The organism is Loktanella gaetbuli (genome assembly GCF_020531945.1).
Lineage (GTDB): Bacteria > Pseudomonadota > Alphaproteobacteria > Rhodobacterales > Rhodobacteraceae > Loktanella > Loktanella gaetbuli.
On the sequence record NZ_JAJATZ010000009.1, the window covers coordinates 44,808 to 70,144 of the forward strand.

Consider the following 25,337-nt stretch of genomic DNA (forward strand, 5'->3'; position numbering starts at 1 on the left):
CACAAGCGATCAGGCGTCTGCGGCCGCTTTCGGGGCTGCGACGGTGACGGAACCACCTGCCTTCTCGACCGCTTCGATGGCACCCTTGGATGCGCCGGTCACGTTCAGCGTGATCTTGGACGTCAGATCGCCCTTGGCCAGAACGCGGATACCGTCCTTGCGGCGGCGGATCAGACCGGATGCGATCAGTGCGTCCTCGGTCAGCTCGTTGCTGGCGTCGATCTTGCCGGCGTCGATGAATTTCTGGATCAGGCCCAGGTTCACGACGGAATAGGTCTTGGCGTTGATGTTGTTGAAACCACGCTTGGGCAGGCGCTGGTACAGCGGCATCTGGCCGCCTTCATAGCCCTTGATCGCCACACCAGAGCGCGACTTTTGACCTTTGATACCACGGCCACCGGTCTTACCTTTGCCGGAACCTGCACCACGGCCAACGCGCTTCTTGCGGTGGGTTGCGCCTTCGTTGTCGGACAGTTCGTTCAGTTTAAACATTGTCGCTATCTCCTTGGCCGGAGGACCTCACCCAGCGACGGGAACGAGGCACACGGCATTACAGTGAGTCGCACCCGACGGGTGCAGACTGGCGGCGTATAGCGGCGCACCTGCAGCGCGTCAAGAATGGCCGGCGACCGGCAGTTCGGGTCGCGACCTGAGACGCAAAACGCCCCGCCAAAACTGGCAGGGCGTCCTGAATCTTGCGTCGGTGGCGGCTTAGCCAGCCAGTGCAGCGGCCTCGCGCGCGACGGCGGGGATCATGCTGCGGTTGATGCCGATGTCGGCCAGTTCGCGGCTGGACATGGCGTGCAGCTCGTCACGGGTGCGCACATAGGCCTTGTGGCGGGCGCGTGCGGTGCGCAGTGTCGTTGCCAAGCGGCCCATCAGGCTGTCGGCGTTGGCGGTGTTGAATGTGCTTGCAAAAGTCATCTGTACGTCCTTCGGGTTTAGGTGCCCGCGGTTCTGTGCAGGCCGGTTATCTCTCGTGACCCTTAGATAGAACCGTCCAGACATTCCCACAACGCACAGAACTTCAGACCCGCCATGCAAATGCTGCAACGCAGAACGCCCGCAGCGTGCTGCTGCGGGCGTTCCAAAATCTTGCCGTTGAAAGAGGCCTTAGCCCTTTTCTTCGATGATCTGCACCAGGTGCGGGATCGAATTCACCATGCCGCGGACGGAAGGTGTGTCTTCCAGTTCGCGGGTGCGGTGCATCTTGTTCAGGCCCAGGCCGATCAGCGTTTTGCGCTGCTTTTCGGGGCGACGGATGGGCGAACCCACCTGCTTGACGACGATTGTTTTAGCCATTGTCATCTACTCCTTACGCGTCAGCGGTTGCTTCGGCTTCGGTGGCGTTGTGTGCCACGTCAGACTGCTGATCGACGTTGTTCTGCTTTGGCAGAATGTCGGCGACCTTCTTGCCACGACGCTGTGCCACATTGCGGGGCGACTGCTCCTTGCGGAGGCCGTCCAGCGTGGCGCGGATCATGTTGTACGGGTTCTGCGAACCCAGCGACTTGGACACGACGTCCTGCACACCCAGCATCTCGAACACGGCACGCATCGGACCACCGGCGATGATACCGGTACCTGCGGGTGCCTGACGCATCACGACGCGGCCAGCGCCGTGGCGGCCTTCCATGTCGTGGTGCAGCGTCCGGCCATCCTTGAGGGCGACACGGATCATGTTGCGCTTGGCGGATTCGGTTGCCTTGCGGATCGCCTCGGGGACCTCTTTGGCCTTGCCCTTGCCGAAACCGACGCGACCCTTCTGGTCACCGACAACGACGAGTGCGGCAAAGCCGAAACGCTTACCACCCTTGACGGTCTTGGACACGCGGTTGATCGCGACCAGACGGTCGGCAAATTCCGGTGTTTGCTCTTCGCGGCGGCCGCGGCCACCCCGGTTATCACGTTCTGCCATGTCTGGCTGTCCTTTCTGTTTCAGGCTCGCGCCTTGTGGATACGATCGCAGTGCCCCACCGGGCCCCGATCATCGAGACGGCCCCACCGGGGGGCCGCCTACGTTTGGTTTAGATCTTCAGGCCAGCTTCACGGGCGGCGTCGGCAACAGCCTTCACCTTGCCGTGGAACAGGAAACCACCGCGGTCGAAATAGGCTTCTTCCACGCCGGCTTTCTTGGCGCGCTCGGCAATCGCCGCGCCCACCTTCTTGGCGGCCTCGATGTTGTTCGTGCCGACGACGCCCAGATCTTTCTCCAGGGTGGAGGCAGAGGCGACGGTCACGCCGTTCACATCGTCGATCAGCTGAACGCTGATGTTCTTGTTGCTGCGGTGGACGCTCAGACGCATCCGACCAGCATTGACGCTGCGCAGCTTGTTCCGGACGCGCAGACGGCGCTTGAGGAACAGGGTTCTTTTGCTGTTGGCCATGTTACTTCTTCTTCCCTTCTTTGCGGAAGATGTACTCATCTTTGTACTTGATGCCCTTGCCCTTGTAGGGCTCGGGCTTGCGCCAAGCACGGATGTTCGCGGCAACCTGACCAACCTGCTGTTGGTCGATGCCCTCGACGATGATCTCGGTCTGCTTGGGGGCCGTCACGGTGACGCCCTCGGGCACATCGAAATTCACGTCGTGGCTGTAACCCAGCGCCAACTTCAGGACGTTGCCCTGCATCTGTGCCCGGTAACCCACGCCGTTGATCTCAAGCTCTTTCTTGAAGCCGGTGGTCACACCGGTCACAAGGTTCGACACCTGCGTGCGGGTCATGCCCCACTGCTGGCGTGCGCGCTTGGACTTCCCGCGCGGAGTCACGCTGACTGCGCCGTCTTCGACCGTCAGTGTCACATCGTCGGTCGCCTTGAAGCTGCGGGTCCCCTTGGGGCCTTTCACTTCGATGGTCTGGCCGGAGACTTTCGCCTCAACCCCGGAGGGCAGCTCGACCGGTTTTTTACCAATACGAGACATTAGTCCCTCCTTAGAATACGGTGCAAAGCACTTCGCCGCCAACATTGGCTGCGCGTGCATTTGCATCAGACATCACACCCTTGGGGGTGGAGACAATCGACACGCCCAGGCCCTGACGGACGCTCGGCAGGTCATTGACGGCCATGTAAACACGACGACCGGGCTTGGACACGCGCTTCACCTCTTGGATGACGGGCGTACCTTCGTAGTACTTCAGCTCGATCGAAAAGGCCGGGTGACCGTCCTTGCCGTCTTTTTTCTCGTAACCGCGGATGTAGCCTTCGTCAGCCAGCACATCCAGCACCCAGCCACGCAGCTTGGATGCAGGTGTCTCGACCGAGGCCTTGCCGCGCATCTGACCGTTACGAATGCGGGTCAGCATATCACCGATAGGATCGTTCATACTAAATTCTCCTTACCAGCTCGACTTGACCATGCCGGGGATCTCGCCGTTGGAACCAAGGTCCCGCAGCGCGATCCGGCTGATCTTCAGTTTACGATAATACGCGTGCGGACGACCCGTCAGCTGGCAGCGGTTGTGCAGACGCACCTTGCTGGAGTTGCGGGGCAGTTCGGCCAGCTTCAGGGACGCCTTGAAGCGCTCCTCGACGGGCTTTTCACGGTCGTTGATGATTGCCTTCAGGGCCGCGCGCTTTTCAGCGTACTGCGCCACCAGGCGTTCGCGCTTTTTCTCGCGCTCGATCATGGATTTCTTAGCCATATCTTTGTTCTCCTGACGCGATCAGCTGTTGAAGGGCATGTTGAAGGCTTTCAACAGGCTCTTGGCTTCAGCGTCGGTTGCGGCGGTGGTGCAGATCACGATGTCCATGCCCCAGTTCTCGTCGATCTTGTCGAAATTGATCTCGGGGAAGATGAGGTGTTCCTTGATGCCCGTGGCATAGTTGCCGCGGCCATCGAAGGATTTGCCAGAGACACCACGGAAGTCGCGGATGCGCGGCATTGCGACGGTGATCAGGCGGTCCAGGAATTCGTACATGCGGTCACCGCGCAGGGTCACCTTTGCACCCAGGGGCATGTCCTCACGGACGCGGAAGCCAGCGATCGACTTCTTCGCACGTGTGGTCATGGCCTTCTGGCCAGCGATGGTCGTCAGGTCTTCCTGAGCGGTCTTCGCCTTCTTGGAATCGCGCACGGCCTCTGCACCGCAGCCGATGTTCAGGACGATCTTGTCCAGCTTCGGAATCTGCATGTCGTTCTTGTAGCCGAATTCTTCCTTCAGCGCAGCGCGGATCGTGTCCATGTACTGCTGCTTCAGGCGCGGGGTGTAGTTCGCTTGGTCAAGCATCAGATCGCATCCCCTGTCGTCTTGGCGTAACGCACCTTGTTGTCGCCATCCATGCGGAAACCGACGCGGGTGGCTTTGCCGTTCGCATCAACAACAGCCAGGTTGCTCAGCTGGATCGGCATCGCCTTGGGCGTGCGACCACCTTCGCTGGACTGGCTCTGCTTCACGTGGCGGATCGCCATGTTCACACCTTCGACCACGGCCTTGCCAGCCTTGGGGTCGACGCTCTTGATCTCGCCGGTCAGACCTTTGTCCTTGCCAGCCAGAACGATGACCTTGTCACCTTTGCGGAGTTTTGCAGCCATGGTTACAGCACCTCCGGAGCGAGAGAGATGATCTTCATGAAGTTCTTTGCACGAAGCTCACGCACGACCGGCCCAAAGATACGGGTGCCGACCGGCTCGTTGTTGTTGTTGAGGATGACAGCCGCGTTGCGATCGAAACGGATCGCGGTTCCGTCTTCACGGAAGACTTCCTTGGCGGTGCGCACGACGACTGCTTTGCGCACGTCGCCTTTTTTCACGCGGCCGCGGGGAATGGCCTCTTTCACCGATACGACGATGATATCGCCGACCGATGCGTAACGACGGTGCGAACCGCCGAGAACCTTGATGCACTGCACACGGCGTGCGCCGCTGTTGTCAGCAACATCCAGGTTGGTCTGCATCTGGATCATGTGATGTCCTTTTTCGACCTATGGGGTATGCCCGATTTCCGACCGGGGCCCCAGGGTTTCGTTGAATTGGGGGTGGGCGCCGATTAGGACGCGATCACTTCCCAGCGTTTGGTTTTCGACTTCGGCGCGCATTCCTGAATGCGGACCTGGTCGCCGACGTTGAACGTGTTGTTCTCGTCGTGGGCGCGGTACTTCTTGGACTTACGCACTGTCTTGTGCAGCAGCGGGTGCTTGAAGCGACGCTCGACCGACACGGTGACGGTCTGTTCGTTCTGGTTGGAGGTGACGACCCCGGACAAAATACGCTTTGGCATGGGCTCAGGCCTCCGAATTGGCCGCGTCAGCGGCTTTCTGGTTGAGAATCGTTTTGACGCGGGCCGCGTTGCGACGTGCAGCGCGGATCGCAGCGGTGTTTTCCATCTGGCCGGTGGCCTGCTGGAACCGCAGGTTGAACGATTCTTTCTTAAGGTTTACAAGCTCTTCCCGCAGTTGGTCGGGCGTCTTGTCACGCAGTTCGTTGGCTTTCATGCCGTATCCTTTCAACATCACTGGAGGGCCCTTTCGGGTCACCCTGCATCCAGTGGAGTTCGTGATGAAGGGGCCTCATAGAAGGGATGCGGCCAGTTGGCAAGGGGAGTTGGCGATGCTAGCTGACTGATTTATGTATACTGGTAGCAAGCTGGAAACTAGCGAATGAGAAAACAGGATGTCTGACCCAGATGATGAGAGCACTGAGCCAAGCGCCGAAGGCGCAGCATCTGCTCCATCCGGGAAGGGAAAACGTCGAGCAATGTCGAACGTGGGCTTGGAGATTAAAGAGAGCGATCTCAGCAACCCCATTGTCGCAAAGTTTTTAGCGGATGAGCTGGAAGACCTCCGAGGCGAACTAGGCGACGCACGAAAAATTATTGCAGAATCTCACAGCACGAACATTAAGGTAGCAGTCCTTGAAGAGCGATTGAATACAAAGAGGGCAGTTGAAATATTGAGTACCGGAGCGGTTGCAACCGGATCAATTCTAATAGGTCTAGCCGGCGGCAATCTTCTTTCAGATTCTTCTACTAGCCGTAGTGTCGATGTGGTTGCAGAACCCCTTATCCTCCCAGCTTCAACAGATAGCGGCCTCGTTTGGATCATACTGTCTCTGGGTGTAATTCTTCTAATCTGCGGCGTTGCAGCTAAGGCTATAAAATCATGAAACTAGAAATCAGGTCCATTTTGGCTGCAGGAGATATTCAAAAGGAGCGCCTCACCCTACGCGTCAAGGCTGACACTGACATCGGTGACTATCTCATTTGTCAGACTGGAAGCTTGGGTGATACACCGAATACCGACATTGCTGTAACGTGCTGGCTTCCCTATAAAGAGTTGCTCGAAGGCGACTTAGTGGTTGTTTACACAAAAAGTGGCGACCCCGGTGAGAAAGTTCTTAAATCTGGAAAGAAAGCTCATTTCTATTACATTGGCTCAGATCGGCCAGTCTGGAATACAGCCAATCGGGGTGCGCTTTTGCTTTACGCTCCTAACTGGGACTTCAAATTAGCTAGCGACCTCGTCAAATAGATCACCTTTAATTGCCCCATCCATAATTAAAACTCACGCTCACACGATCCTCTTCCGCCATGTTCATCGGCACTTCATGCCTTAGCCAGCTTTCCCACAGCAGCACGTCACCGACCTCGGGTGCCACATAGATGAACTGGCGTAGCGCCTCGTCCGCGTCCTTGGTGCGGCCGGGGGCGGCCATCATCATGGGCAGGCGCGGGTCCTCGAACTTGATCGCGGATGTGCCGGACGGCATCGCGACATAGGTCGTGCCGGAAATCACCGAATGTGGGTGGATGTGGGCTGTGTGGATGCCGCCCTCTGGCAGGATGTTGATCCAGAGGTCTTCGAGCTTCAGCTTCTTATCGCCCAGATCGAACGACAGGTCCTTGGCGAATGCCTTCACATGCTTGTCCAACGCCTTTTTCAGCGTCTTGAAGATCGGCATGCGCCACGGCAGGTCCGTCAGCGAGGCATAGGACGTATAGCCGGGAAAGCTGTTTTCCTCGCACCAGTCCTGCCCCGCCTCGTCATCCTCTGCGATGGACAGGCATGTCGCCTCCAATTCTTCGGGGTCAATGGGTTTGCCATGCGCGGACAGGGGCGCTTGGTACAGGCGGGTCACAAAGAGGGATCTGATCTGGGTCATGCGCCACATCTACCCCCATTGCCGGACCTGCGCCACGGGGCGTCAGAATTTTCGCGAAAATTCTGGCACCTCTGGCGGGCCGGGTGGACTCGTTTTCGGCGAAAACGTGTCTGGACCGCACGCAGGGGTGAACGCTTTATGCCATCCAGGACAAGCCGTTGATCGCCCGCGCCATTCACCCCGATTGCCAATTGGCAATCCAAACGCAAAAGGCCCCCACCTTTCGGCAGGGGCCTTCTATCATTAACGAACGACCGGGTTTACCAGTCTTCGCGGACCACGGTGCGGGTCTTGATCGGCAGCTTCATCGCGGCCAGGCGCAGGGCCTCGCGTGCGGTGACTTCGTCGACGCCGTCGATCTCGAACATCACGCGGCCAGGCTTCACCTTGGCTGCCCAGAAATCGACGGAACCCTTACCTTTACCCATCCGGACTTCGACCGGCTTGGAGGTCACGGGCAGATCCGGGAAAATCCGGATCCAGACGCGGCCCTGACGCTTCATGTGACGCGTCATGGCACGACGTGCCGCTTCGATCTGGCGTGCGGTGATCCGCTCGGGCTCCAGTGCCTTCAGGCCAAAGGTGCCAAAGTTCAGGTCAAACCCACCCTTTGCTTCACCCTTGATGCGGCCCTTGTGCATCTTGCGGAATTTTGTGCGTTTCGGTTGTAGCATTGGTTCTACTCCTTACCGGTCGCGACGCGGGCCACCAGGACCGCGCGGAACAGCGCCTTCCTGAAGCTCGGCATGTTTGCGATCGTGCGCCTGCGGATCATGTTCCATGATCTCGCCTTTGAAGATCCAGACCTTGATCCCGATGATACCATAGGGGGTCATTGCCTCGTACAGCGCGTAATCGATGTCGGCCCGCAGGGTGTGCAGGGGCACGCGGCCCTCGCGATACCATTCGGTCCGTGCGATTTCGGCACCACCCAGACGACCAGCGAGGTTCACCCGGATGCCCAGGCCACCCATGCGCATGGTGTTCTGCACCGCACGCTTCATCGCGCGACGGAAGGACACACGGCGTTCCAGCTGCTGACCGATGTTTTCGGCAACCAGGGCTGCGTCCAATTCGGGCTTGCGGACTTCGACGATGTTCAGGTGCAGTTCGGACGCCGTCAGTTTCGCCAGCTTCTGACGCAGACCTTCGATGTCTGCACCTTTCTTGCCGATGATGACGCCGGGACGGGCTGCGTGGATCGTGACGCGGCACTTGCGGTGCGGACGCTCGATGATCACGCGGCTGACGCCGGATTGTGCACATTCCTTGCGGATGAACGCCTTGATGGCCAGGTCTTCCAGCAGCAGATCACCATAGTCCTTGGTGTTTGCAAACCAGCGGCTGTCCCACGTGCGGTTCACCTGAAGACGCATGCCGATAGGATTAACTTTGTTACCCATTACGCTTGCTCCTCAACTTGGCGCACCAGAATGGTGATTTCAGAGAACGGCTTGACGATCTTGCCGAAACGGCCACGGGCCCGGGGGCGTCCGCGCTTCATCAACAGGTTTTTGCCCACATAGGCCTCGGCGACGATCAGTTCATCGACGTCCAGGTTGTGGTTGTTCTCTGCGTTGGCGATGGCCGACTGCAGGCACTTCTTCACGTCAGCTGCGATGCGCTTCTTGCTGAAAGTCAGGTCGGTCAATGCCCGCTCGACTTTCTTGCCACGGATCAGCTCTGCGACGAGGTTCAGTTTCTGCGGCGAGGTACGCAGCATGCGCAGTTTTGCGCGGGCTTCGTTGTCGGCCACGCGGCGGGGATTCTTATCCTTGCTCATGACTTACTTCCGCTTCGCTTTTTTGTCGGCGGCGTGACCGTAATAGGTCCGCGTCGGGGAATATTCACCGAACTTCTGACCGATCATGTCTTCGCTGACGTTGACGGGGATATGCTTCTTGCCGTTGTACACACCAAAGGTGAGACCAACGAACTGAGGCAGGATGGTGGAGCGACGCGACCAGATCTTGATCACTTCGTTACGACCGCTTTCGCGCGCAGCTTCGGCTTTTTTCAGCACATAAGCGTCGACGAACGGGCCTTTCCAGACGGAACGAGCCATATTAGCGGCCTTTCTTCTTTTGGTGACGCGTACGGATGATCAGGCTGCTGGAAGCCTTCTTCCGGTTACGGGTCTTGGCGCCTTTGGTGGGCTTGCCCCAGGGTGTCACGGGGTGACGACCACCGGAGGTCCGACCTTCACCACCGCCGTGCGGGTGATCGATCGGGTTCATCGCGACACCGCGGACCGAAGGACGCTTGCCCTTGTGGCGGGTGCGACCGGCCTTACCAAAGTTCTGGTTGGAGTTGTCGGGGTTCGACACGGCACCGATGGTGGCCATGCATTCCTGACGCACCAGACGCAGTTCGCCCGAGGACAAACGGATCTGAGCGTAACCACCGTCACGACCGACGAACTGGGCGTAAGTGCCGGCGGAACGTGCGATCTGACCGCCCTTGCCTGCCTTCAGCTCGATGTTGTGAACGATCGTACCGATCGGCATGCCCGAGAACGGCATGGCGTTGCCCGGCTTGATGTCGGCCTTTGCGGACGCGATCACCTTGTCGCCGATGGACACACGCTGCGGTGCGAGGATGTAATTCTGAGTGCCGTCTTCGTACTGGATCAGCGCGATGAATGCGGTGCGGTTCGGGTCATATTCGATCCGCACGATAACAGCGGACATGTCCAGCTTGTTACGCTTGAAATCGACGATGCGGTACAGACGCTTTGCGCCCCCACCAATACGACGCGACGTGATCCGTCCGGTGTTGTTCCGGCCGCCCGATTTCGTCAGACCCTCGGTGAGGGATTTGACGGGACGTCCTTTCCAAAGCTCCGAACGGTCGATCAGCACCAGCCCACGCTGGCCCGGCGTCGTCGGCTTATACGACTTGAGTGCCATGTTAGCTTCTTCCGTTTGCTTGGCGGGTCCACTGACGCGGACCCTGATGTGAAGGCCCCCGTAGGTGCCAAAGAATAAACCAAACGGCCCCGGAACGAATCCGAGGCCGGTCAGTTGGCGGCTGATAGCAGGGGGGCGCCGGGGTGGCAAGTCCATTGCTCATTGCCGACAGCGTTTCCACAAGGCCGTGCTTGGACAGAGTCGAACTGCCGCTGCCTGCCCCACACCCCGTGGCCAAAGCAAAGGGCACCCCGATTGCGCGGGATGCCCTTGTTTCAATGCTGCCGGATCAGACCGGCCCGAGATCAGAAGTGGAAACGCACCTCTGCGGTGATGCCGTAGCTGTCCACATTGTCGCCAAACCGGCCGTCGATGCGGATCTGCTGGTCGATCTGATCGACCGGACCATCGTTGAACAGCTGCGAGAACGTGTAGCCAAAGCTGGCCTCGGTAAAGCTACCCAGGTTGCCGGTCGACAGTGTTTCCGTGCCGCCACCGTTTGCGAGGGTAAAGGTGCCCACCTGATCGTCGGACAGGTCGTCGAACAAGGAGACCGTACCACGGAACCGCTGCTGCGAGTCACCCGAAGGCGAGTTGATGGTTTTCTGAACTGTCCCGCCAACATAGGCCAGCGTGCGGGTGTGATCGTCCAGCGACAGCGTGCTGCCATCGCCAAAGCCAAGGTTCGAGAACTGCATGCGCTCGACCGACACACCGGCGCTGGGAATGATCGCCCAGCCTTCCTGCGGCAGTGCGTAGAAATAACGCGCCGCAAGCGAAACACCCAGGCCGCTGACGCTGAACTCACTGTCGTTCAGGCTAACGGCCGAGTTCGAGATTTCGCTGTTGGTCCGTGTTCCGGTCAACTGGCCGTCGATCAGCAGCGACCCCTTGGTCGCGGCGACATAGGCACCGAACGACAACTGGTCGAAATCGGTCGCGGTTGTCGACGCGGCGACGGAGCCGATCGCATCCACCGGCACGCTGGACTGACCGGTCACGGCAGACACCTGACCACCCATGACCAGATCAAATCCGCCAGGGCCGCCCTGCACGCAGGCCACGTCACGTCCCAAGGTCACACCACCATAGGTGATGTTCACGTCGTTATCGGTCTGGCCCAGCGAATCTGTGGTGGTGACAGTTCCATCTGCCTCGCCCGAAATCGCACGTGCCCAAAGCCCGCGACCGCAGGTGTCAGCGGCCTGTGTCGCGCTTTGCGTCACAAAGGCCGACGCCGGGCGGTTCACGATCGAACCGATCAGAGCATTTGTTGCTGCGACGCCACCGATCACACCGCCAACAGCAGGTGTCACCGAGACCGTATAGGCCAGGTTGTCGCCGTTCTGCGTCAGCGCGGTCACGGTCGTCCCACCCGGCAGCGCCTGGAGCCCAACCTCGAAATCGTCGGGATCAACCGTGCCGCCGTCGCCGATGACGACATCGACAGGGTCAGTCTGAAGCCCGGTGCCTGCGTTGACGAAATTCAACGTCTGCACCGCCGATACGTCGCCCGGGCTTTCGAGCGTGATGGTGTCGACGTTGGGTGCAGCTGCCGATGTGTTCACGTCCAGATTGAACGTGTTGCTGCCCGTGATCGCGCCACCGATGGTGATGTTGTCCGTTGTGCCACGGCCGCGCATGTCGATGATGCCCGCACCGTTCACGTCGCCACCGATCCGGGTCTGACCGGATGCCGCCAGAACGGCCGAATTGCTGGACCCCAGATTGGCGGATGTGTAGTCCCCGCCGATCGTGCCACCGTCCAGCTGCACGGTCCGCGCGTTCATCACGTCACCGTTGTAGGTGCCTGCGATCGACAGGTTACCGTACACGTTGTTGATTGAACCACCTGCGACGACTGCGCCGTCACGGATATCAATCCGACCAGGACCACGGTTATCGATATCACCCAGCAAACCTGCCGACCCACCCTCGACCCGGATTTCCCCGCTGTTGAAGATATCACCGTCGATTACGCCCGACAGTTTGATCAGGCCGGTGTTTTCGACATCACCGTCAAGCGTTCCGGACACGTTCAGGTCACCAATGTTCTGCAGGTCCGACACCATCGTGCCGTCGATGATGCCGCGACCACCGTCAGAAACGCGCGCGCCGCCAATCGTCGTCAATGTCGCCCCGTCGGCGACCGTCATGGTATCCATGAAGACCCGCACGCCCGCGACTGTGGAATCGCCGTCAAACACCGTTTGTCCGTCACGCACGTTCACGGCGCCATCCACATCGCCCGCAATGAATGTACGGCCAAAGGACGTCACCGTTCCGATGATGTCACCACTGGCGACAAACAGCGCGTTGTTGGAAACGTTGACGCCGCGCGTCGTGAGCGTTGCCCCACCGTCGATTAGGTAGTCACCCCTGATCTGCGTCACCCCAGACACATCGACATCACCGAACTGAAACACATCCTGACCCGCGGATGCCAGATTACCAGTCACAGAGACATCACCCAAGTCGATCAGACCGCTGCCAGACAGGTTCAGCGTACCGGCAATTTCGATACCGTCGAGAACAACAAACGCACCCGGAGCGACCCGCAGCGCCTCAAGCGCGAGTTGGCTTGGCCCGGTGATCGTCACGTCCGCTGCCCGCACGAAAACGTCGCCCGCGCGCACGATACCATCCCCACCCTGATCATCGACTGTGATCGTAAAACCCGGGGCCGCATTGGAATCACGGATGACAACGTCATCGAAGGGGCGGAACCCGACACTGCCCGTGCCGTCGTTCCAGTTTTCGACCGTCCGCTCATCATCCCAAGTGCCGTCACCCGAGGTGACCGTAGCGCCGTCACCGGACACGATATCCCATGTCAGCGTCTGCGCGTCGGCGTGGGATACACCCAGCGTCACCACCGCGCCTGTCGCAAACGTCAGTACGAGGGCAGTCGCGCGGCCCAGACGGCAATGGCCAGCCAAGGATTTTTGACGGATACCGGTTTGGCGGAGGTTGGAGTTGTCAGTCATGATGCCCTCAATGCAGCGAATGCGTCTAAAAATTTTGTTCAGCGTCGACCTGTGGCCGATCGGGTGTGTCCCGTGTTGCGAACCTGCGGGGGCGAAAATTTGCCGATTACGCAAGGTCACGATCACTTTCTATTGTATTTAGGAGTTTACGTAAGGACCGGAGTCAAGGGCAACGGCCACAATATTGCCGTAAATCCCTTAGCAGGTGCGCAATTGCACCGATTTGAAACGATTGTTCGCAATGGCCTATGTTTTAGGCAGATGCCAGATAACGCAACGCGCCAACTAGCAAAACGCCGGCCAACGGCACGCCCAAGGGATATTGTCGTACGTTCTGCCAGGATTTGCGGATTGATTTCAGCGCGATTCCGCTGACGATCAAACTGATGACCACGTGCAACACCAGCAGCCCGTAGAACACCCAGACCGCGTTCCAGAATTGTGCAGACGGCACCAGCGCCAGCGTGACGCACAAGAGCTTGATATCGCCACCGCCGATCCGCGCCTTTTGATAGATCAGCACCCCGACCACAAACACGGCGATCGCCAGACCGAGGCCACGCAGCACCTCGAACCAAGGCAACAGGAACAGCGCTGCAATCAACCAGACCGCCGCCAGCACCGCGACAGCCGCATTGCTGATCCTGCGGGCCGAAATATCCGTCCAGATGATCCATGTGGAAATCAGGGCCACCGCCAAGGCGAGGCCAAGCGACAACAACGTCGGGTCCGGCAGGCCGATCATTCCAGCGGCACCAGCAAATCAATGCGGACATAGCCCTGCCCGCCAGCCAGTCGCGCCCAATCGTATCCCGGCTCACGGCCCGGCACGATCGCCACCACATCCAGCACCGCCCCCTCGGGTGCGCGGCCCACACGCGCCGAATCCTGTGCAGAGGACGGCAGCGCGCGGACAGAGGCCACCACGACGCGGACCCGGTAGCGTGCGATCATTGGCGCATCTGCAACGCCTGGCAGGCGCGCCGCGATCGCCCGCCGCTGCGGCGCAGTCAGGGCACTGTCAGGCATCGCCATCTGGATCAGGATTTCGTTCACCAGTGCTGCGACAGCCGCATCCTGCGGCCCGTTGTCCGTGACCAGGCGGTCCAGCTGCATCAGCTGTGCTGCAATCAGTCCCCGCTGGGCCGCGTCCAACAGATCGGCCCCCAACTCCTGCGTGCGCATCAGGTTGGTGTAACCTTGTTGCGCTGTGACACTATCGCCTTGCGACAGCGCGGCAAAGGCCTGCTGAAACTGGTCACGCACCGATAGATCGGTCGCGGATTGCGCAACCGCAGGACATGCGGTCACCCAGATGACGCATGTCGCAGCAACCGCACGCCACCGGCGTGTCATGCACGCCCAGGCGGTCATTCCCCCGCGCAAATCGCGCCAAAGGCGAGACGAAAGCCGACCTCTGGCAGGCGGCTTTGACCATCCAGACAGGTCGGTGCCTCGAGTGGGGCAGCAGTATCGACGCCCGCGTAGAACGGCCGCGCAACCGAGGATTCGCCACAGGCTGTTCCGGTCATTTCGACACCTGCGGATGCGGGGTCAGCCTGACTGATCAGCGCGACCAGTGGCGCAGGCACCAGGCAGACGGCCTCGCCGCTTTGTTCGGACAAATGCCGGGCGTAGGACAACGCAAGAAATCCGCTGATGTTGGTCGCGGTTTCCGATGTCTCGGCCTGGGTGGTTGCCGCGATTTCGGTCAGGACCGCTGCCTGGTTCGGTTGCAGACCGTCGCCCCAGGCCTGCACCTCGGCCAGGGTCACAGGGGCCATGCCGACGCAGTGCTGTCCGGCAAGCGCATCAAGACTGCCTTCTTGCGGCGCATATGCCGCCGGCAGCGCGGCCAGGTCTTCGGACCGGACGACAAGCGCCGCCATGTCGTACCCCTCAAAGGTGCAGTTGAGCAGCGCACCGGCGTCAAAGTCGGACACCAGTTTGCGCAGGGTCGCGTTCTGTTCGGCCAACATGCTGTTGCCGGACAGGATATCCACGGCATCGGGGTCACCGAACCCCGCGACGGCCTCGACATAGGCCGGGTGCGTGCCCAGCCCGGTTTCCGCAATACCGGCGGTCAGCGCCTCGTTTTCGGACGCAAGCGTCTGGCGCTGCGCCTGCGCACGTTCCAGTGCCGTGGTCCGGGCCGCGATTTCGGCCGTCAGGTCGGCGGCGCGGTCACGCAGGTCAGCCAGTGCATCGGCGGTTTCCGGCACGGCGGTCGCGGCCAGTTCGGCTGCACGTTCGGCCAGATCGAAATTGCCGGGGATCTCGGTCAGCCCGGCGACCTCTTCGGCAGCGGCATAGGCCTCCGCTGCGTCATTCAGGACGGATTTCCCTTGGGCCCGGATCGTGGCAGCCGTCAGTTGCGGCAGCCCTGCGGCACAGGCGGCAAAGGCCTCTCGGTCGGCCTCTCCGTCCGTTACCTGCGCGGCAGCGGTGCGCGCGGTGTCCAGCGCCTGCGCCTCGTCCCAGGTGGTCAGCAGCGCGGCCTGTTCGGCATATTCGGCGGCAAAGCTGTCGCATTGCGCGCGCCCCGCCTGCCATTCCGCCGCCAGTTCGGCATCCAGCGTCGACAATTGGGTGGTCAGGTCTGCCCAGCGCGGCAAGGCGTCGGGGTTGACCGGCAGTTCGGACATCGCAGCCGTCGCGGTCTGCCATTCGTCCACATCATCATAACCCGCCTGCCCTGCCCCATCGGCAAGCGTGGCAATCGTGTCGCGCAGTTCCGCGATTTCCGACAACGCCTGCGCACCCTGACCGCCGGCCTCACCCACGGCGCCCTGCAATTGCGCCACGGCAGCATAGACGGCCTGAACAGCCTCGGACGTCAGGGCCTGCGGCTGGTTTGGCAGGTCGGCGATGTCAGCCTCGAGTGCGGACCACTGCGCGCTTTCGCCCAGGCTGGCCCGCAGATCGGCGATTTCATCAAGCAGATCCTGCCGCTGTGCCCCCAGATCGCGGGTCAGCCCCGACATCAGGGCGGATTCACCGGCGGCTTGCGCCTCGGACAGGGTGCGCAGCGCCGGGGCGGATGTGTCCTGTGCTGCGGCCGCGCCCAGCGCATCGAACGCAGGACCCGTGTCATTTGCATCTGCGGGCAGTGACCAGATGCCTGCGACCTCGTCGCGCAAGGCAGCGAGGGCGGTCGCCCGATCCTGAAGGGTGGCCATATGGGCCGCGATCAATGCGTCCGTCGCTGTGATGATGCCTGCCTCGCGTTCCGCGATAGGCAGGTCTGCGGCGTCACCCAGTTCGGCAACGGCGCGGGCGTCGTTCAACGCAGGGGCACCCGCCATCGCCGGATTTTCGGCGGCAAACGCGATTTCATCCTCAAGCGCTGTCTGCAGTCCGGCCATGTAGTCACCTGCCAGCGCCGTCGCACGCGCGTTGATCTGGGGACAATCCCGCACGGCGGCCCTGATGTTGTCGGTGGTGTCGGGCGGCGGCAATGCGGTGCGGTCCGCGACCAATGCATCCCAATCCGCCGTGGTGGCAAAACCCGTTTCGCCCAATGTCTCGAACGTCGCGGCCATCTGACCGCAGACCTCGGCGGCCTCGTTCATGGCCGCGGCGCGTTCGGCCGCAATGCGGTCCTTTTCAAGCTTGTCCACGTACCAAAGTCCGCCGGATCCGACCAACAGGACGGACCCGATCGCAGCGGCTGTCAGCATCCCGAATTTCGATTTCTTGGGTGGCATTCCGGTGCCCATGCCCGCCGCGCCAAGGCCAGCACCCACCACCGGCGCGGTCGACACGTTCAGCGTGTTGCGCAGCGCCGAGATGAACAGATCGACGGTGCCAAATCGGTCATCGGGCACCGGCGACGTGGCGCGCGCGAACAGCGCCGCAAGGTCGAGCGACATTTCGTTGTCGGTCGCCGCGCGCAGGGCGGTGTCGTCGATCCCGACCTTGCGCTCGGCCCGGTTGACCCAGAAATCGATGTTCTGGAGCATCGGCAGCACATCGTCCTTGGTCGTGACCTCTGGCGCGCTGAACACCTTGGCGAAACCGACCGGACCGGCCAGGAAATAGATCAACAGGGCCGCCAGTGAATAAACGCGGTCCGGCCCCGATGCCGGCTGCGCGCTGCCGTTTGCCACCCGTTCAGGCGCCGTAAAGGCCGGCTCGTGCGGGGTGTTGCGTCCCAGCGGCGATGTGCCGGGAAAATAAACCAGATCAATCAGCAGTTTGACACCGTTCCCGTCGGGAACCACCTGCGTGGTCGACACGCCGAATTCGGGCAGGCGCAGGTCCATGTTTTCCAGCGCGTTCACACCGTCGAGAAACGCAACTGCAGCCCCCTGTCGCTGGGCGTAGGGGATATTGGTTCCCTCGAACCATGACCGCCCGCCGCCGTCGCGTTCGATCCCGAAAAAGCCGCCGACGGTCGCGCGTTTCAGCACCAGTGCCATGCCGTCCTTGCCCTTTTTCGGGGCGATCTCGACGATATCGTAAGGCACAGGCAGGGTCGCGGGGTGATGCGAGCTGTTGTAGCGCTGGAACTGTTCGAACAGTTCGGACCGCGCCTTGGCGTCCTTCATCACCTCGGGTTCGGGGACGTAGATCGTGACCTCGTGACGTTCGTTGTTCTTGTCCACACCGCGGTGCACGTTGCTGGAACCATAGGTTTCAAAGGTGTTCCGGTCGAAACGGTAGTGCTGCTCGATCCGATCCAAGAGCGCGTGGTGGGTCATATCTATCGTCCTAGTTGAGGCGGTTCAGCGCCTGAAGGGCAGTTTGCGAGACACGGGCGTCCAGATCGCCCACACGCGTGACAACCTGTGAATAGGCCGCCCGCGCCTCGTCATAGAGGCGCATCCGCTCCAGACGGCGCGCCTCGCTCATCAGTACGATCACCTCGCTGGCATAATCGGCAGCGATACGGTCGCGGGTTTCGGCATCGGGTGCGCCGCGCAGAGCCAGTCGCGCCTCTTGCAAGGTGCGCGGCTGGCCACCCGGCAGGTCGCGCGCGACCTCTCCTGTTTCGTCGCGCAGCAGGGCGATGACCTCTTCTTCGATGATGGCGGGTGTCAGCCCCTCGCCGCCGGCGCCGGGTTGATCCTGAATCGCCAGGAACAGCAGGCCGGCGATCATCATGCAGACCAGTGCCAGACCGTAAAAATAGGGACCGTCCATGAATTCACGCGCGGTCGGCATGGTGAAACCGGCGCGTTCCGACTTGAACCGCACGCTCAGCTGCACAGCGCCCGTCTGATCGCTGCGCGGAAGGGTCAGCACGTTGCCCGCCGCCAGCTTGTTCGTGCGGCGCAGCGGGCCGTCGTTCAATCGTGCGGCACCGTTGGTCACCTCTTCGACGAACCAGTCATCCTCGCTGCGTTCGAATTGCAGATAAACCAGACCGGCAGGCACATCGACCAGTTCGTGCGTGGCACCGGACCCGCGGCCACCGATGCTGGGGCGACCATCAGACAAGGTCAGCTTGCGCCCCGTGCTGGCGGTCCCGTGTTCGACGGTCAAAATCAGGTTTCTTGGCATAAGTGACCTATACAGTTCCGGCTGGCGGCGGTGTGTCGCATCAGAATGTCCCGACTCCGGCCCCGGGGCAATTGAAACCGACGCAGGGCTGTGCGGGCGCGGGTGCAGGTGCCGGGGCGGGTTGACGGGCAACTGGGGCAGGTGCGGGTGCGGGTGCGGGTTGGGCCCGCGGGGCAGCGGCGGCAGGGCGCGGTGCAGAAGGTGTCGGCGCAGCCGGACGCGGTGCGGGCGGCGGGGCCGCGACCTGCACGGGCGCACAGGTATCGCCGCTGATCTCGAAACCAGCGGGGCAGGTCAATGTGCAAGCCCCTGCATCGCTGTCGAAATCCTGCAATGCAAATAGCGTGGTGCAGCCGGGTCTGCCGTCGCCGGCCCAGCCCGCCAGCGTCGCACCGCCCAGCGCCTCGGTCACGAATTGATCCAGCGCCGTCGCCGTGCGTTGGCCCCACAGACCATCGATAACGCCCGGCCAGCAGGCGTTTTCAAGCAGAGCATCCTGTAGCGCCCGTGTCCCGTCCCGTGTCAGGGTCAGCTCTTCGTCCTCGGACACCGTGCACAGGTCGGATGCCGCACGGGCGCGCGCCAGCAGGCAGGCCCGATCACGGCGCGCCACCGCGTCACCCTGTTCGGCAAGGTCGGGATAGGCCAGCAAAAATCCATCCCAACCCGCACAGGTGTCCGCCCCCTCGGCCGCGGCATAGGCGATGTCGCGCGGTGACAGAACGGACTCCGGGTCGGCGGGGGGCGCGGGTGGTGCCGTCTCGGGGCGCGGCGCGGACAGTGCCGCGAGGATCGGTGATGTGACCGGCTGCCCCTCGAAATCGACACAGGTCACGGTGTCGCCATCGGCCACCGGGCGCAGGCAGCTGTCCAGCACGCCGGTTGCATCGCTGGCTACGGCCAGCAAGTCGAGATCATCCGCGACCGCACGGTTGCCGATATCGGGAAGTGCCACCATCACCCTGTCCCGCACAAAGCGCAACGACAGGTCCGGTGCGTCCTGAACGATCCCGGTCAGAACGTCGAGCATCGCGCCTGTCTCGGTATCAGGTAGGCTCTGATCCTGACCGTTGAACACGATGACATTCGCAGCACCCGACACCCGCGCACAGCCGCTGTCATCAGCAATATAGGGCCACAGGTCGATGTTCCCGGGAACGTCGGGTTTCGCAGGCGGGCGGCAATCCTCGATCATGGCCAGGACCCGTGCGCCCGTCGCCTCGGACAGGTCCGAAAGGGCTGCTGTCACGTCAAAGGCGGTGTCGCGGAAATCCCCCGGCGGCAGCGCACGGCGCTGCGGCGTGTCGAAATCGAAATCCGCAGGCAGCATCCACAGCCGGTTGTCGCCGGCGGTCACGGCCATCTGTCCTGCGAGATAGACCAGCACCTCGGTCACCGGTGCGGCATCCGGATCGGTCTGCAGGACCTGCGCAAAATCGGCAGTATCCACAGCCGTGGTAATGGCGGCTGGATCGCCCCCCATTTGCGCGACGAAACGATCAAAAGCCCTGCGACCCGCGTCAAAGCTGCGGTCAGGCAGGGATGGCGCGTCGAAACTGTCAATGATCAGACTGATGGCACGCAGATCATCGCGCAGGTCGGTGACCGTGGGTGCAGCCGCATCATCAGCGGCATCCGTTGCCTCGGGCTCTGGCGGCAGCAGCGCCACCGCGGGGTCTTCGGCGGGCGGCGCGTCGGGCAGGGCGGAACGGGGCGGCAGCGGGATCGCAAGATCCTCGTCCGTGCAGTAGCGCGCGATTGCACCCGGTGCGCCAAGCAGGGCCATCAGGCTATCGGCATGGTCGCGCATGAACACGCGGTAGCCGGTGCAATCGGTCGTCCCCTGAAGCGCGTCCCAGGCAACCTGCCAGGCTTCTGCGGCACGTTCCGCGACGGGCAGCACGTCGCTGGGGGCGGGTTCATCGGTGGCGACAACGGTGTCTGCGGTCACCGTGGCCGGGTCGTCCGAGGCGGATTCTGGTTCTGGGGCCGTTTGCGGGGCAGCGGTCAATCCCGGCGTCGGCGGCACAGGACCATCCGGACAATGCTGGGTGATCATGCCGGGCAGGAACATCAGGCTGACGGGCGTCTGCGGAAACTGCACCTGAAAATCGACGAGCCCCTGACAATCTGGCGCATCCTGAAGCCCGGCCCAGACCACGCGCCACGCATCGCCGTCGGTTTCACGTACGCCGGCAATCACCGGCAAAGGTGCCGGTTCAGCGGTCTCTGGCTCCGGGGCAGGTTCAGGCGTTGCCTCCGGCGCGGGTTCAGGCACTGCCTCCGGCGCAAGTTCCGCTGCTACGACCGGTTCGGGATCCGTCTGGGCGGGGGCGTCATTGGCAGCTAGCGCCTCCTCTGGCGCGGGTGGCGGGGTTGTGTCCGGTTCATCCGCGATGTCGGTGGTTGCGGGGGGATCCTCTGCCGTAGGCGCTGGCGGGGTATCGGACACCGGGTCGCCGGCTTGGCGGAACAGGGCAGGCAGCGTGTCCGCATCATCGAACAGATTAGCCGGGTCGCGCGCGGCAAGGGTTTCCCAGATGCCGAAATCCATCATGACCGGATCGGCAAAGACGATGCCGTCATGGGTAATGGTATCCGGGCAGGACACCTCTGCGATCTGGTCATCGAGGGCCGCGCGCAAATCCGCTTCGACGGGGTCAGTGGCGCAGGCCGCCACGATAACCTGCGCCTGGTCAAACCCAAAGGCCAAGAGGTCCTCTTGCATCCGGGCGACAGGCAGGCTGCCACGTTCAAGGCGGCGCAGCGCCAGCCGCGCGGCAAGCTGGCCGTCGAACCGCGTGCCCGCCGTCAGGATGCGCACATCATCGGCACCCACCAGGCTGAAGGCCGCACCGTGGATATAGACCAGCACCCGTTCGTCGGGGGCTGCGGTTTCGGCCAGTGCGATCAGCGCATCCTCGACCGTCGTCTGGGCCGGGTTCAACAGGAACCGACGGCGGTCGCGCGGGATGCCCCATTCGATCGCGGTGGACACGAACCCGTCGATGGCCACATCGGCATTGGGTATCGCGTCAGATGTCATGCCGTTTTCGTCAAAAACCAGCGCAAGCGCCGACAGCGGAACGTCCGACTGTTGCGCCACGGCGAGCGCGGGCAGCGACAGGCCGACGCAAAACGCCCCTATGGTTACCAGGCGGATCAAAAGACCACGTTGCTGCCCATCAGGGTCGCAACCGGCAGGGACAGGATAATCAGGAACACCGAGGCCGCCGCCAGCACCACGCAGATCATGAACTTGGCATTCAGCGCCTCCGCAATCTTGGCGGCGTGTTCCTCGCGCATGGCGCGCAGGTCGTTGCGCTGCGCCTCGAGCGTGGCGGCCATTTCGACACCGCTGCGCAGCTTTTGCGCCAGTTCGCCAATCGCCTTTTTCAGCTCGGGGTCGCCGACGCGGGCGGACAGGCGCAAAAAGCTTTCTTCTTCGTTTGAGGCGCGGAATGTCTCGGCCAGGATGTTCAGTTCGCGGCCCAGCGGGTCGCGGCCAAATACCTTGAGATACATGGCGATGGCGTCGTCCAGACCGCCGCCCGATTGCACCGTCAGCAAGAAGATATCCAGAAAGAACGGGAACTGACGGGCCTGTTTCACATGCGCCTGTTTCAGGCTGTCGACCAGGGTCCATTGCAACAGGACCGACCCCAGCACGCTAAAGCAGATCCCCGCGATCAGCGCACCGATCAGGCCCAGCGTCGGCCATGACAGTACGGCCACGATGGCACCCAGAATGACGCCGTTCACCAGCATGGATGATTTGTAGGATTGTTCCGTCACCCCCAGCAGGCGATGGGGTTCGCTGCTGAGACTGGCATCCAGCGAGGCATCCATGTCGGCCCGCATCTGGCCCCCTGCCCCGGCAATCACCATGGCCTGCACCGGGCCATAGGACGGGGCGACGTCGCGGTAGATCGTCAGATACTTGCGCGCGGGATTCCAGACCTGGCCCACGACGCCGATACCGACGAGCATCAGGCCAAGGGCCGAAATCAGCGGGATCATCACGGCAGGGGTCATATGTCTTGCGCCTTGAAATACCAGGCCAGCCCGATCGCGGTAAACGCAAGCAGGATGCCGAATGTCACGACGGTCCAGAGGATGCCCATATCGGCAGTGTCCCATGTCGCCTCTGGCAGGGCAAAGGGGGCGATGGCCACCACCAGAAAGGGCACCACCAACATGATCCGCATCGATGTCTCGCCCTGCCGTGTCGCGGTGTCGATCCGATCACGCATGGCACGCTGCTGGGCAAAGACGCGGCTGAGGTTCTGCAACACCTCGGATTCGGAACTGGCGCGTTCGTTGGTGGTTTTCAGCACCGCTGCCGTCACGGCGAACCAGTCCGAATTGACCCGTTCCGCCGCGTCGTCCAGCGCCATCGGCAGGGACCCCAGATCGCGTTCCTTTTGCGCCAGCAGGCGCAGTTCATAGTCCAGCGGCGGCGGTGCCGTGCGCGACACCTCCTCGAGGGCGAGGCCCACGTTCTTGTTGTTGGCGAGGTTTGCAGACAGCTGTTGCAGCAGACCGGGCAGGCCATTGTCGATGTCCCTGCCCCGCTTGCGACGGGACAGCTCGAACGCCGGGGTGGCCACGGCAAGCGGCACCAGCACCATGATGAACCCGGTGACGATGGCCGCGACGATGCCAAAGGGCCAGCCGCTGGACCGGCCGAACAGCAACCCCATCAAGAGTGCGACAATGCAGATGAACGCCAGAATGACCCACAGCATGTTCACCGTCAGCGGGCGCCATTGCAGTACAAACACAAAGCGGTTGTCATAAGATGTGATAATCTGCGCGAACATGCCCTCGAGCCAGGGGCGCAGCAACAGGAACAGGCCGATCACGGCCATTGCGATGCCGACGGCAAGCCCGAGGGCAAGGATCACTGGGGCGTTTTGTTCAAACATTCCGGTTTCCGAATTTCAGGCGGCGGGGGTTGAACCCGCCGTCGATGATTTCGCGGATTGCCACGGGTGTACGCCCGGCAAAGGTAAACCGCGTCCCAAGATCGGGGCGCACGGGATTGTAATAGGTTTCAAAGATCGGGTTCACCTCGATCCGGCCCGTGACGGGATCTACGGCACCGACCTCGGCGATGGCAGAAATCTTTTTGCGACCGTCGGCGTAGCGGTGCAATTGCACGATGAAATCAATGGCGGCGGCCACCTGATAGCGGATCGCCTCGAGGGGCAGACCCTCACCTGCGCTAAGCACGAGGTTTTCCAGACGTGCCACGGTTTCGGTCGGATCGTTGGCGTGAAGCGTCGTCATCGACCCTTCGTGGCCCGTGTTCATGGCCTGCAACATATCGAACGCCTCGCCGCCGCGGCATTCACCGACGATGATGCGGTCGGGCCGCATCCGCAGCGCATTGTGCACCAGATCACGGATCGAATGGCCCTTGCTGTCGCCGGTCGGGGCGACGCCCTGCATGGTGACGACATGGGGCAGACGGCCACCGTCCTTTTCCGAAATCTTGAGTTCGGCGGTATCCTCGACCGTGACGATGCGTTCGTCAGGCGGGATCATGGATGCGAGGTAGTTCACGATCGTCGTCTTGCCGGTGCCGGTGCCACCCGCGACGAGGATGTTCTTTTTCGAGACCACGCACCCCTTGAGAAAGCTTGCCATGGCGCTGGACAGGCTTTCCTTACGGCGCAGGAACAACAGGTTCGGCGCCTTGGGGCGGAATTTGCGGATCGTGATGGTGGTGCCCGACAGCGCGATCGGGTCGATGACGATATTGACGCGGCTGCCGTCGGGCAGACGGGCGTCGCGATAGGGGTGCTGTTTTTCGACGCTGGTATTTGACCGGGTCGCGATTTTCTGGGCTGTGGTCAGCGCCTCGCCCGGCGACCGAAAGGCCAGACCGGACAGCACGAGTTTGCCGTCAATTTCGACGAACACCTTGTCATAGCCCACGACCATGACCTCGTTGATGTCCTCGATCGCCATCAGCGCCTCGAGAGGGCCGACGCCGTCCATCGCCGCCACGACCGAGAAACGCACGCTTTCGGCAACGATCTTGTCCAGTAGCGCGCGGCTGAAGGTCATCATGCGGCGCGAAAAGACCTTGGCGAATTGTTTCGACAGAATGTCCAGTTTCTGCGGGCGGCGGTTCGGGGCGGTATCGATCCCCATGTCATCCAGCAGTTCCTTGGCCAGCCGGTCGACGCCCGTGCGATCGCCTTCGGTGATTTCAGCGCCCAGCGCCTTGCGCAGCAACCCCGGATGCCCCAGCAAGCGCAACACCAACTCGCGGCGCAGGGTTTCGTGCGCATAGTTTTCGAACAGATCCTGCGACACTTGTGACAGGGCGGTGCGCAGGTGTCCTTCGATGAAGGGCAGGATTTTCTGACGGTAGAACGGATCGTCGCGTTCCATTTCGCCGGTCGAGGCGCGGCGTTCGGTGTCGCGGCTTGTGCGCTGCTGGATATCCGACACCAGTTCGTCAAACACGGCCTTTGGCGTGGTGACCGCGGCATCGTCCTGCCGATTGGCACCGGTGGGCGACACCAGCTGAAAACTGACGTCGGCAATGGCGAATGCCGCATCGCTGCTGATCTTGCGCCGTTCGTTGACCGGCAGGATGTTGACCGTATCAAGCCGCACGCCCGTCTGGCGGGGCGTCAGATACCACCCCAGCGAGGTGTATTCGAGAACAGCGTGGTTGGGTTTTACCCGGTCGGAATGGATCGTGATCGGCGCGCCGAGTTCGCTATTTTCACCAGAGCCCAGAACATAAGTGGCACGGCCCAGAGGGTGACGCACGAGTGGTTTCTTGCCGTGCCGAACCTCGAGGACCAGTTCCATGTCT

At 61.9% G+C, this 25,337-nt stretch carries 30 protein-coding genes; 2 read left to right on the forward strand and 28 right to left on the reverse strand.

All coding sequences use genetic code 11. The features are described 5' to 3' along the window. Positions 1-9: 9 nt before the first annotated feature. From rplO to rpmC, 13 genes are all read right to left on the reverse strand, one after another. Positions 10-492 carry a 50S ribosomal protein L15 gene (rplO, locus tag LGQ03_RS15055; protein WP_090159694.1) on the reverse strand — a complete coding sequence of 161 codons (483 nt, stop codon included), beginning with the start codon at positions 490-492 and terminating at the stop codon, positions 10-12. 219 nt (positions 493-711) lie between these two features. Continuing rightward, a complete protein-coding gene (locus tag LGQ03_RS15060) occupies positions 712-924 on the reverse strand; it encodes a DUF1127 domain-containing protein (RefSeq protein ID WP_090159693.1) in 213 nt (70 codons plus the stop codon). 189 nt (positions 925-1,113) lie between these two features. After that, positions 1,114-1,302, reverse strand: coding sequence for a 50S ribosomal protein L30 (gene rpmD, locus LGQ03_RS15065; RefSeq protein ID WP_090159692.1), 189 nt, complete (start codon positions 1,300-1,302; stop codon positions 1,114-1,116). A 13-nt stretch (positions 1,303-1,315) separates the two neighbouring features. After that, complete coding sequence (gene rpsE, locus LGQ03_RS15070; protein WP_090159691.1) at positions 1,316-1,918, reverse strand: 30S ribosomal protein S5; 603 nt, start codon at positions 1,916-1,918, stop codon at positions 1,316-1,318. Positions 1,919-2,027: 109 nt separating this feature from the next. Next, positions 2,028-2,387: a 50S ribosomal protein L18 gene (gene rplR, locus LGQ03_RS15075; protein WP_056038964.1), complete on the reverse strand. Its 360-nt coding sequence runs from the start codon at positions 2,385-2,387 to the stop codon at positions 2,028-2,030. A 1-nt stretch (position 2,388) separates the two neighbouring features. Beyond that, complete coding sequence (gene rplF / locus LGQ03_RS15080; protein ID WP_056038967.1) at positions 2,389-2,922, reverse strand: 50S ribosomal protein L6; 534 nt, start codon at positions 2,920-2,922, stop codon at positions 2,389-2,391. 10 nt (positions 2,923-2,932) lie between these two features. After that, on the reverse strand, positions 2,933-3,325 hold the full coding sequence (gene rpsH, locus LGQ03_RS15085) for a 30S ribosomal protein S8 (protein ID WP_056038970.1): 393 nt from the start codon (positions 3,323-3,325) through the stop codon (positions 2,933-2,935). 12 nt (positions 3,326-3,337) lie between these two features. Next, positions 3,338-3,643 carry a 30S ribosomal protein S14 gene (gene rpsN / locus LGQ03_RS15090; protein ID WP_056038972.1) on the reverse strand — a complete coding sequence of 102 codons (306 nt, stop codon included), beginning with the start codon at positions 3,641-3,643 and terminating at the stop codon, positions 3,338-3,340. Between the two features lie 21 nt (positions 3,644-3,664). Next, a complete protein-coding gene (rplE, locus tag LGQ03_RS15095; RefSeq protein WP_056038975.1) occupies positions 3,665-4,228 on the reverse strand; it encodes a 50S ribosomal protein L5 in 564 nt (187 codons plus the stop codon). Further along, entirely contained in the window at positions 4,228-4,533 is a 306-nt protein-coding gene (rplX, locus tag LGQ03_RS15100; protein ID WP_056038978.1) for a 50S ribosomal protein L24, read from the reverse strand. Before rplX ends, rplE begins: the two co-directional genes overlap by 1 nt. Before the next feature lie 2 nt (positions 4,534-4,535). Next, on the reverse strand, positions 4,536-4,904 hold the full coding sequence (rplN, locus tag LGQ03_RS15105; protein WP_056038981.1) for a 50S ribosomal protein L14: 369 nt from the start codon (positions 4,902-4,904) through the stop codon (positions 4,536-4,538). A gap of 83 nt (positions 4,905-4,987) precedes the next feature. Further along, entirely contained in the window at positions 4,988-5,218 is a 231-nt protein-coding gene (rpsQ, locus tag LGQ03_RS15110) for a 30S ribosomal protein S17 (protein ID WP_056038985.1), read from the reverse strand. Between the two features lie 4 nt (positions 5,219-5,222). Continuing rightward, the gene (rpmC, locus tag LGQ03_RS15115) at positions 5,223-5,432 is read right to left on the reverse strand and encodes a 50S ribosomal protein L29 (RefSeq protein ID WP_056038989.1); all 210 of its coding nucleotides are present in this window, start codon (positions 5,430-5,432) and stop codon (positions 5,223-5,225) included. A gap of 178 nt (positions 5,433-5,610) precedes the next feature. Between rpmC and LGQ03_RS15120 the strand changes: the two genes are divergently transcribed. Together LGQ03_RS15120 and LGQ03_RS15125 are read left to right on the forward strand one after the other, a co-directional pair. After that, positions 5,611-6,102, forward strand: a complete 492-nt coding sequence (locus LGQ03_RS15120; RefSeq protein ID WP_226749066.1) for a hypothetical protein — start codon at positions 5,611-5,613, stop codon at positions 6,100-6,102. Next, positions 6,099-6,467 carry a hypothetical protein gene (locus LGQ03_RS15125; RefSeq protein WP_226749067.1) on the forward strand — a complete coding sequence of 123 codons (369 nt, stop codon included), beginning with the start codon at positions 6,099-6,101 and terminating at the stop codon, positions 6,465-6,467. Before LGQ03_RS15120 ends, LGQ03_RS15125 begins: the two co-directional genes overlap by 4 nt. Positions 6,468-6,474: 7 nt before the next feature. Here the strand turns inward: LGQ03_RS15125 and LGQ03_RS15130 are convergent, their stop codons facing one another. The 15 genes from LGQ03_RS15130 to LGQ03_RS15200 all read right to left on the reverse strand — a co-directional run bounded on the left by LGQ03_RS15130 (position 6,475) and on the right by LGQ03_RS15200 (position 25,333). After that, positions 6,475-7,098: a TIGR02466 family protein gene (locus tag LGQ03_RS15130; protein ID WP_226749068.1), complete on the reverse strand. Its 624-nt coding sequence runs from the start codon at positions 7,096-7,098 to the stop codon at positions 6,475-6,477. Between the two features lie 260 nt (positions 7,099-7,358). Further along, positions 7,359-7,772, reverse strand: coding sequence for a 50S ribosomal protein L16 (gene rplP, locus LGQ03_RS15135; protein ID WP_056038998.1), 414 nt, complete (start codon positions 7,770-7,772; stop codon positions 7,359-7,361). Between the two features lie 12 nt (positions 7,773-7,784). Continuing rightward, on the reverse strand, positions 7,785-8,501 hold the full coding sequence (gene rpsC, locus LGQ03_RS15140; RefSeq protein ID WP_056039002.1) for a 30S ribosomal protein S3: 717 nt from the start codon (positions 8,499-8,501) through the stop codon (positions 7,785-7,787). Continuing rightward, a complete protein-coding gene (rplV, locus tag LGQ03_RS15145) occupies positions 8,501-8,881 on the reverse strand; it encodes a 50S ribosomal protein L22 (protein WP_056039005.1) in 381 nt (126 codons plus the stop codon). The genes rpsC and rplV overlap by 1 nt, the downstream gene beginning before the upstream one ends. Before the next feature lie 3 nt (positions 8,882-8,884). Next, positions 8,885-9,163, reverse strand: a complete 279-nt coding sequence (rpsS, locus tag LGQ03_RS15150) for a 30S ribosomal protein S19 (RefSeq protein WP_024088539.1) — start codon at positions 9,161-9,163, stop codon at positions 8,885-8,887. A 1-nt stretch (position 9,164) separates the two neighbouring features. After that, entirely contained in the window at positions 9,165-10,007 is an 843-nt protein-coding gene (gene rplB / locus LGQ03_RS15155) for a 50S ribosomal protein L2 (RefSeq protein ID WP_056039008.1), read from the reverse strand. A 305-nt stretch (positions 10,008-10,312) separates the two neighbouring features. Next, positions 10,313-12,994 (reverse strand): beta strand repeat-containing protein, encoded by a 2,682-nt coding sequence (locus tag LGQ03_RS15160; protein ID WP_226749069.1) that lies wholly within the window; start codon positions 12,992-12,994, stop codon positions 10,313-10,315. Between the two features lie 253 nt (positions 12,995-13,247). After that, positions 13,248-13,739 carry a prepilin peptidase gene (locus LGQ03_RS15165; RefSeq protein WP_226749070.1) on the reverse strand — a complete coding sequence of 164 codons (492 nt, stop codon included), beginning with the start codon at positions 13,737-13,739 and terminating at the stop codon, positions 13,248-13,250. Then, positions 13,736-14,350: a hypothetical protein gene (locus tag LGQ03_RS15170; RefSeq protein WP_226749071.1), complete on the reverse strand. Its 615-nt coding sequence runs from the start codon at positions 14,348-14,350 to the stop codon at positions 13,736-13,738. The genes LGQ03_RS15165 and LGQ03_RS15170 overlap by 4 nt, the downstream gene beginning before the upstream one ends. A 14-nt stretch (positions 14,351-14,364) precedes the next feature. Then, entirely contained in the window at positions 14,365-17,697 is a 3,333-nt protein-coding gene (locus tag LGQ03_RS15175) for a hypothetical protein (protein WP_226749072.1), read from the reverse strand. 10 nt (positions 17,698-17,707) lie between these two features. After that, positions 17,708-18,499, reverse strand: a complete 792-nt coding sequence (locus LGQ03_RS15180; RefSeq protein WP_226749073.1) for a hypothetical protein — start codon at positions 18,497-18,499, stop codon at positions 17,708-17,710. Between the two features lie 40 nt (positions 18,500-18,539). Beyond that, positions 18,540-21,665: a hypothetical protein gene (locus LGQ03_RS15185; protein ID WP_226749074.1), complete on the reverse strand. Its 3,126-nt coding sequence runs from the start codon at positions 21,663-21,665 to the stop codon at positions 18,540-18,542. After that, positions 21,662-22,534: a type II secretion system F family protein gene (locus LGQ03_RS15190; protein ID WP_056039457.1), complete on the reverse strand. Its 873-nt coding sequence runs from the start codon at positions 22,532-22,534 to the stop codon at positions 21,662-21,664. Before LGQ03_RS15190 ends, LGQ03_RS15185 begins: the two co-directional genes overlap by 4 nt. After that, entirely contained in the window at positions 22,531-23,427 is an 897-nt protein-coding gene (locus LGQ03_RS15195) for a type II secretion system F family protein (protein ID WP_226749075.1), read from the reverse strand. The genes LGQ03_RS15190 and LGQ03_RS15195 overlap by 4 nt, the downstream gene beginning before the upstream one ends. Beyond that, positions 23,420-25,333, reverse strand: coding sequence for an ATPase, T2SS/T4P/T4SS family (locus LGQ03_RS15200; protein ID WP_090159681.1), 1,914 nt, complete (start codon positions 25,331-25,333; stop codon positions 23,420-23,422). The genes LGQ03_RS15195 and LGQ03_RS15200 overlap by 8 nt, the downstream gene beginning before the upstream one ends. Positions 25,334-25,337: the final 4 nt, after the last annotated feature.

What these genes read in the sequence shown, in the direction of transcription:
- rplO (WP_090159694.1), bottom strand. Translation starts at nt 492, where the DNA reads ATGTTTAAACTGAACGAACTGTCCGACAACGAAGGCGCAACCCACCGC.
- LGQ03_RS15060 (WP_090159693.1), bottom strand. Translation starts at nt 924, where the DNA reads ATGACTTTTGCAAGCACATTCAACACCGCCAACGCCGACAGCCTGATG.
- rpmD (WP_090159692.1), bottom strand. Translation starts at nt 1,302, where the DNA reads ATGGCTAAAACAATCGTCGTCAAGCAGGTGGGTTCGCCCATCCGTCGC.
- rpsE (WP_090159691.1), bottom strand. Translation starts at nt 1,918, where the DNA reads ATGGCAGAACGTGATAACCGGGGTGGCCGCGGCCGCCGCGAAGAGCAA.
- rplR (WP_056038964.1), bottom strand. Translation starts at nt 2,387, where the DNA reads ATGGCCAACAGCAAAAGAACCCTGTTCCTCAAGCGCCGTCTGCGCGTC.
- rplF (WP_056038967.1), bottom strand. Translation starts at nt 2,922, where the DNA reads ATGTCTCGTATTGGTAAAAAACCGGTCGAGCTGCCCTCCGGGGTTGAG.
- rpsH (WP_056038970.1), bottom strand. Translation starts at nt 3,325, where the DNA reads ATGAACGATCCTATCGGTGATATGCTGACCCGCATTCGTAACGGTCAG.
- rpsN (WP_056038972.1), bottom strand. Translation starts at nt 3,643, where the DNA reads ATGGCTAAGAAATCCATGATCGAGCGCGAGAAAAAGCGCGAACGCCTG.
- rplE (WP_056038975.1), bottom strand. Translation starts at nt 4,228, where the DNA reads ATGCTTGACCAAGCGAACTACACCCCGCGCCTGAAGCAGCAGTACATG.
- rplX (WP_056038978.1), bottom strand. Translation starts at nt 4,533, where the DNA reads ATGGCTGCAAAACTCCGCAAAGGTGACAAGGTCATCGTTCTGGCTGGC.
- rplN (WP_056038981.1), bottom strand. Translation starts at nt 4,904, where the DNA reads ATGATCCAGATGCAGACCAACCTGGATGTTGCTGACAACAGCGGCGCA.
- rpsQ (WP_056038985.1), bottom strand. Translation starts at nt 5,218, where the DNA reads ATGCCAAAGCGTATTTTGTCCGGGGTCGTCACCTCCAACCAGAACGAA.
- rpmC (WP_056038989.1), bottom strand. Translation starts at nt 5,432, where the DNA reads ATGAAAGCCAACGAACTGCGTGACAAGACGCCCGACCAACTGCGGGAA.
- LGQ03_RS15120 (WP_226749066.1), top strand. Translation starts at nt 5,611, where the DNA reads ATGTCTGACCCAGATGATGAGAGCACTGAGCCAAGCGCCGAAGGCGCA.
- LGQ03_RS15125 (WP_226749067.1), top strand. Translation starts at nt 6,099, where the DNA reads ATGAAACTAGAAATCAGGTCCATTTTGGCTGCAGGAGATATTCAAAAG.
- LGQ03_RS15130 (WP_226749068.1), bottom strand. Translation starts at nt 7,098, where the DNA reads ATGACCCAGATCAGATCCCTCTTTGTGACCCGCCTGTACCAAGCGCCC.
- rplP (WP_056038998.1), bottom strand. Translation starts at nt 7,772, where the DNA reads ATGCTACAACCGAAACGCACAAAATTCCGCAAGATGCACAAGGGCCGC.
- rpsC (WP_056039002.1), bottom strand. Translation starts at nt 8,501, where the DNA reads ATGGGTAACAAAGTTAATCCTATCGGCATGCGTCTTCAGGTGAACCGC.
- rplV (WP_056039005.1), bottom strand. Translation starts at nt 8,881, where the DNA reads ATGAGCAAGGATAAGAATCCCCGCCGCGTGGCCGACAACGAAGCCCGC.
- rpsS (WP_024088539.1), bottom strand. Translation starts at nt 9,163, where the DNA reads ATGGCTCGTTCCGTCTGGAAAGGCCCGTTCGTCGACGCTTATGTGCTG.
- rplB (WP_056039008.1), bottom strand. Translation starts at nt 10,007, where the DNA reads ATGGCACTCAAGTCGTATAAGCCGACGACGCCGGGCCAGCGTGGGCTG.
- LGQ03_RS15160 (WP_226749069.1), bottom strand. Translation starts at nt 12,994, where the DNA reads ATGACTGACAACTCCAACCTCCGCCAAACCGGTATCCGTCAAAAATCC.
- LGQ03_RS15165 (WP_226749070.1), bottom strand. Translation starts at nt 13,739, where the DNA reads ATGATCGGCCTGCCGGACCCGACGTTGTTGTCGCTTGGCCTCGCCTTG.
- LGQ03_RS15170 (WP_226749071.1), bottom strand. Translation starts at nt 14,350, where the DNA reads ATGACACGCCGGTGGCGTGCGGTTGCTGCGACATGCGTCATCTGGGTG.
- LGQ03_RS15175 (WP_226749072.1), bottom strand. Translation starts at nt 17,697, where the DNA reads ATGACCCACCACGCGCTCTTGGATCGGATCGAGCAGCACTACCGTTTC.
- LGQ03_RS15180 (WP_226749073.1), bottom strand. Translation starts at nt 18,499, where the DNA reads ATGCCAAGAAACCTGATTTTGACCGTCGAACACGGGACCGCCAGCACG.
- LGQ03_RS15190 (WP_056039457.1), bottom strand. Translation starts at nt 22,534, where the DNA reads ATGACCCCTGCCGTGATGATCCCGCTGATTTCGGCCCTTGGCCTGATG.
- LGQ03_RS15195 (WP_226749075.1), bottom strand. Translation starts at nt 23,427, where the DNA reads ATGTTTGAACAAAACGCCCCAGTGATCCTTGCCCTCGGGCTTGCCGTC.
- LGQ03_RS15200 (WP_090159681.1), bottom strand. Translation starts at nt 25,333, where the DNA reads ATGGAACTGGTCCTCGAGGTTCGGCACGGCAAGAAACCACTCGTGCGT.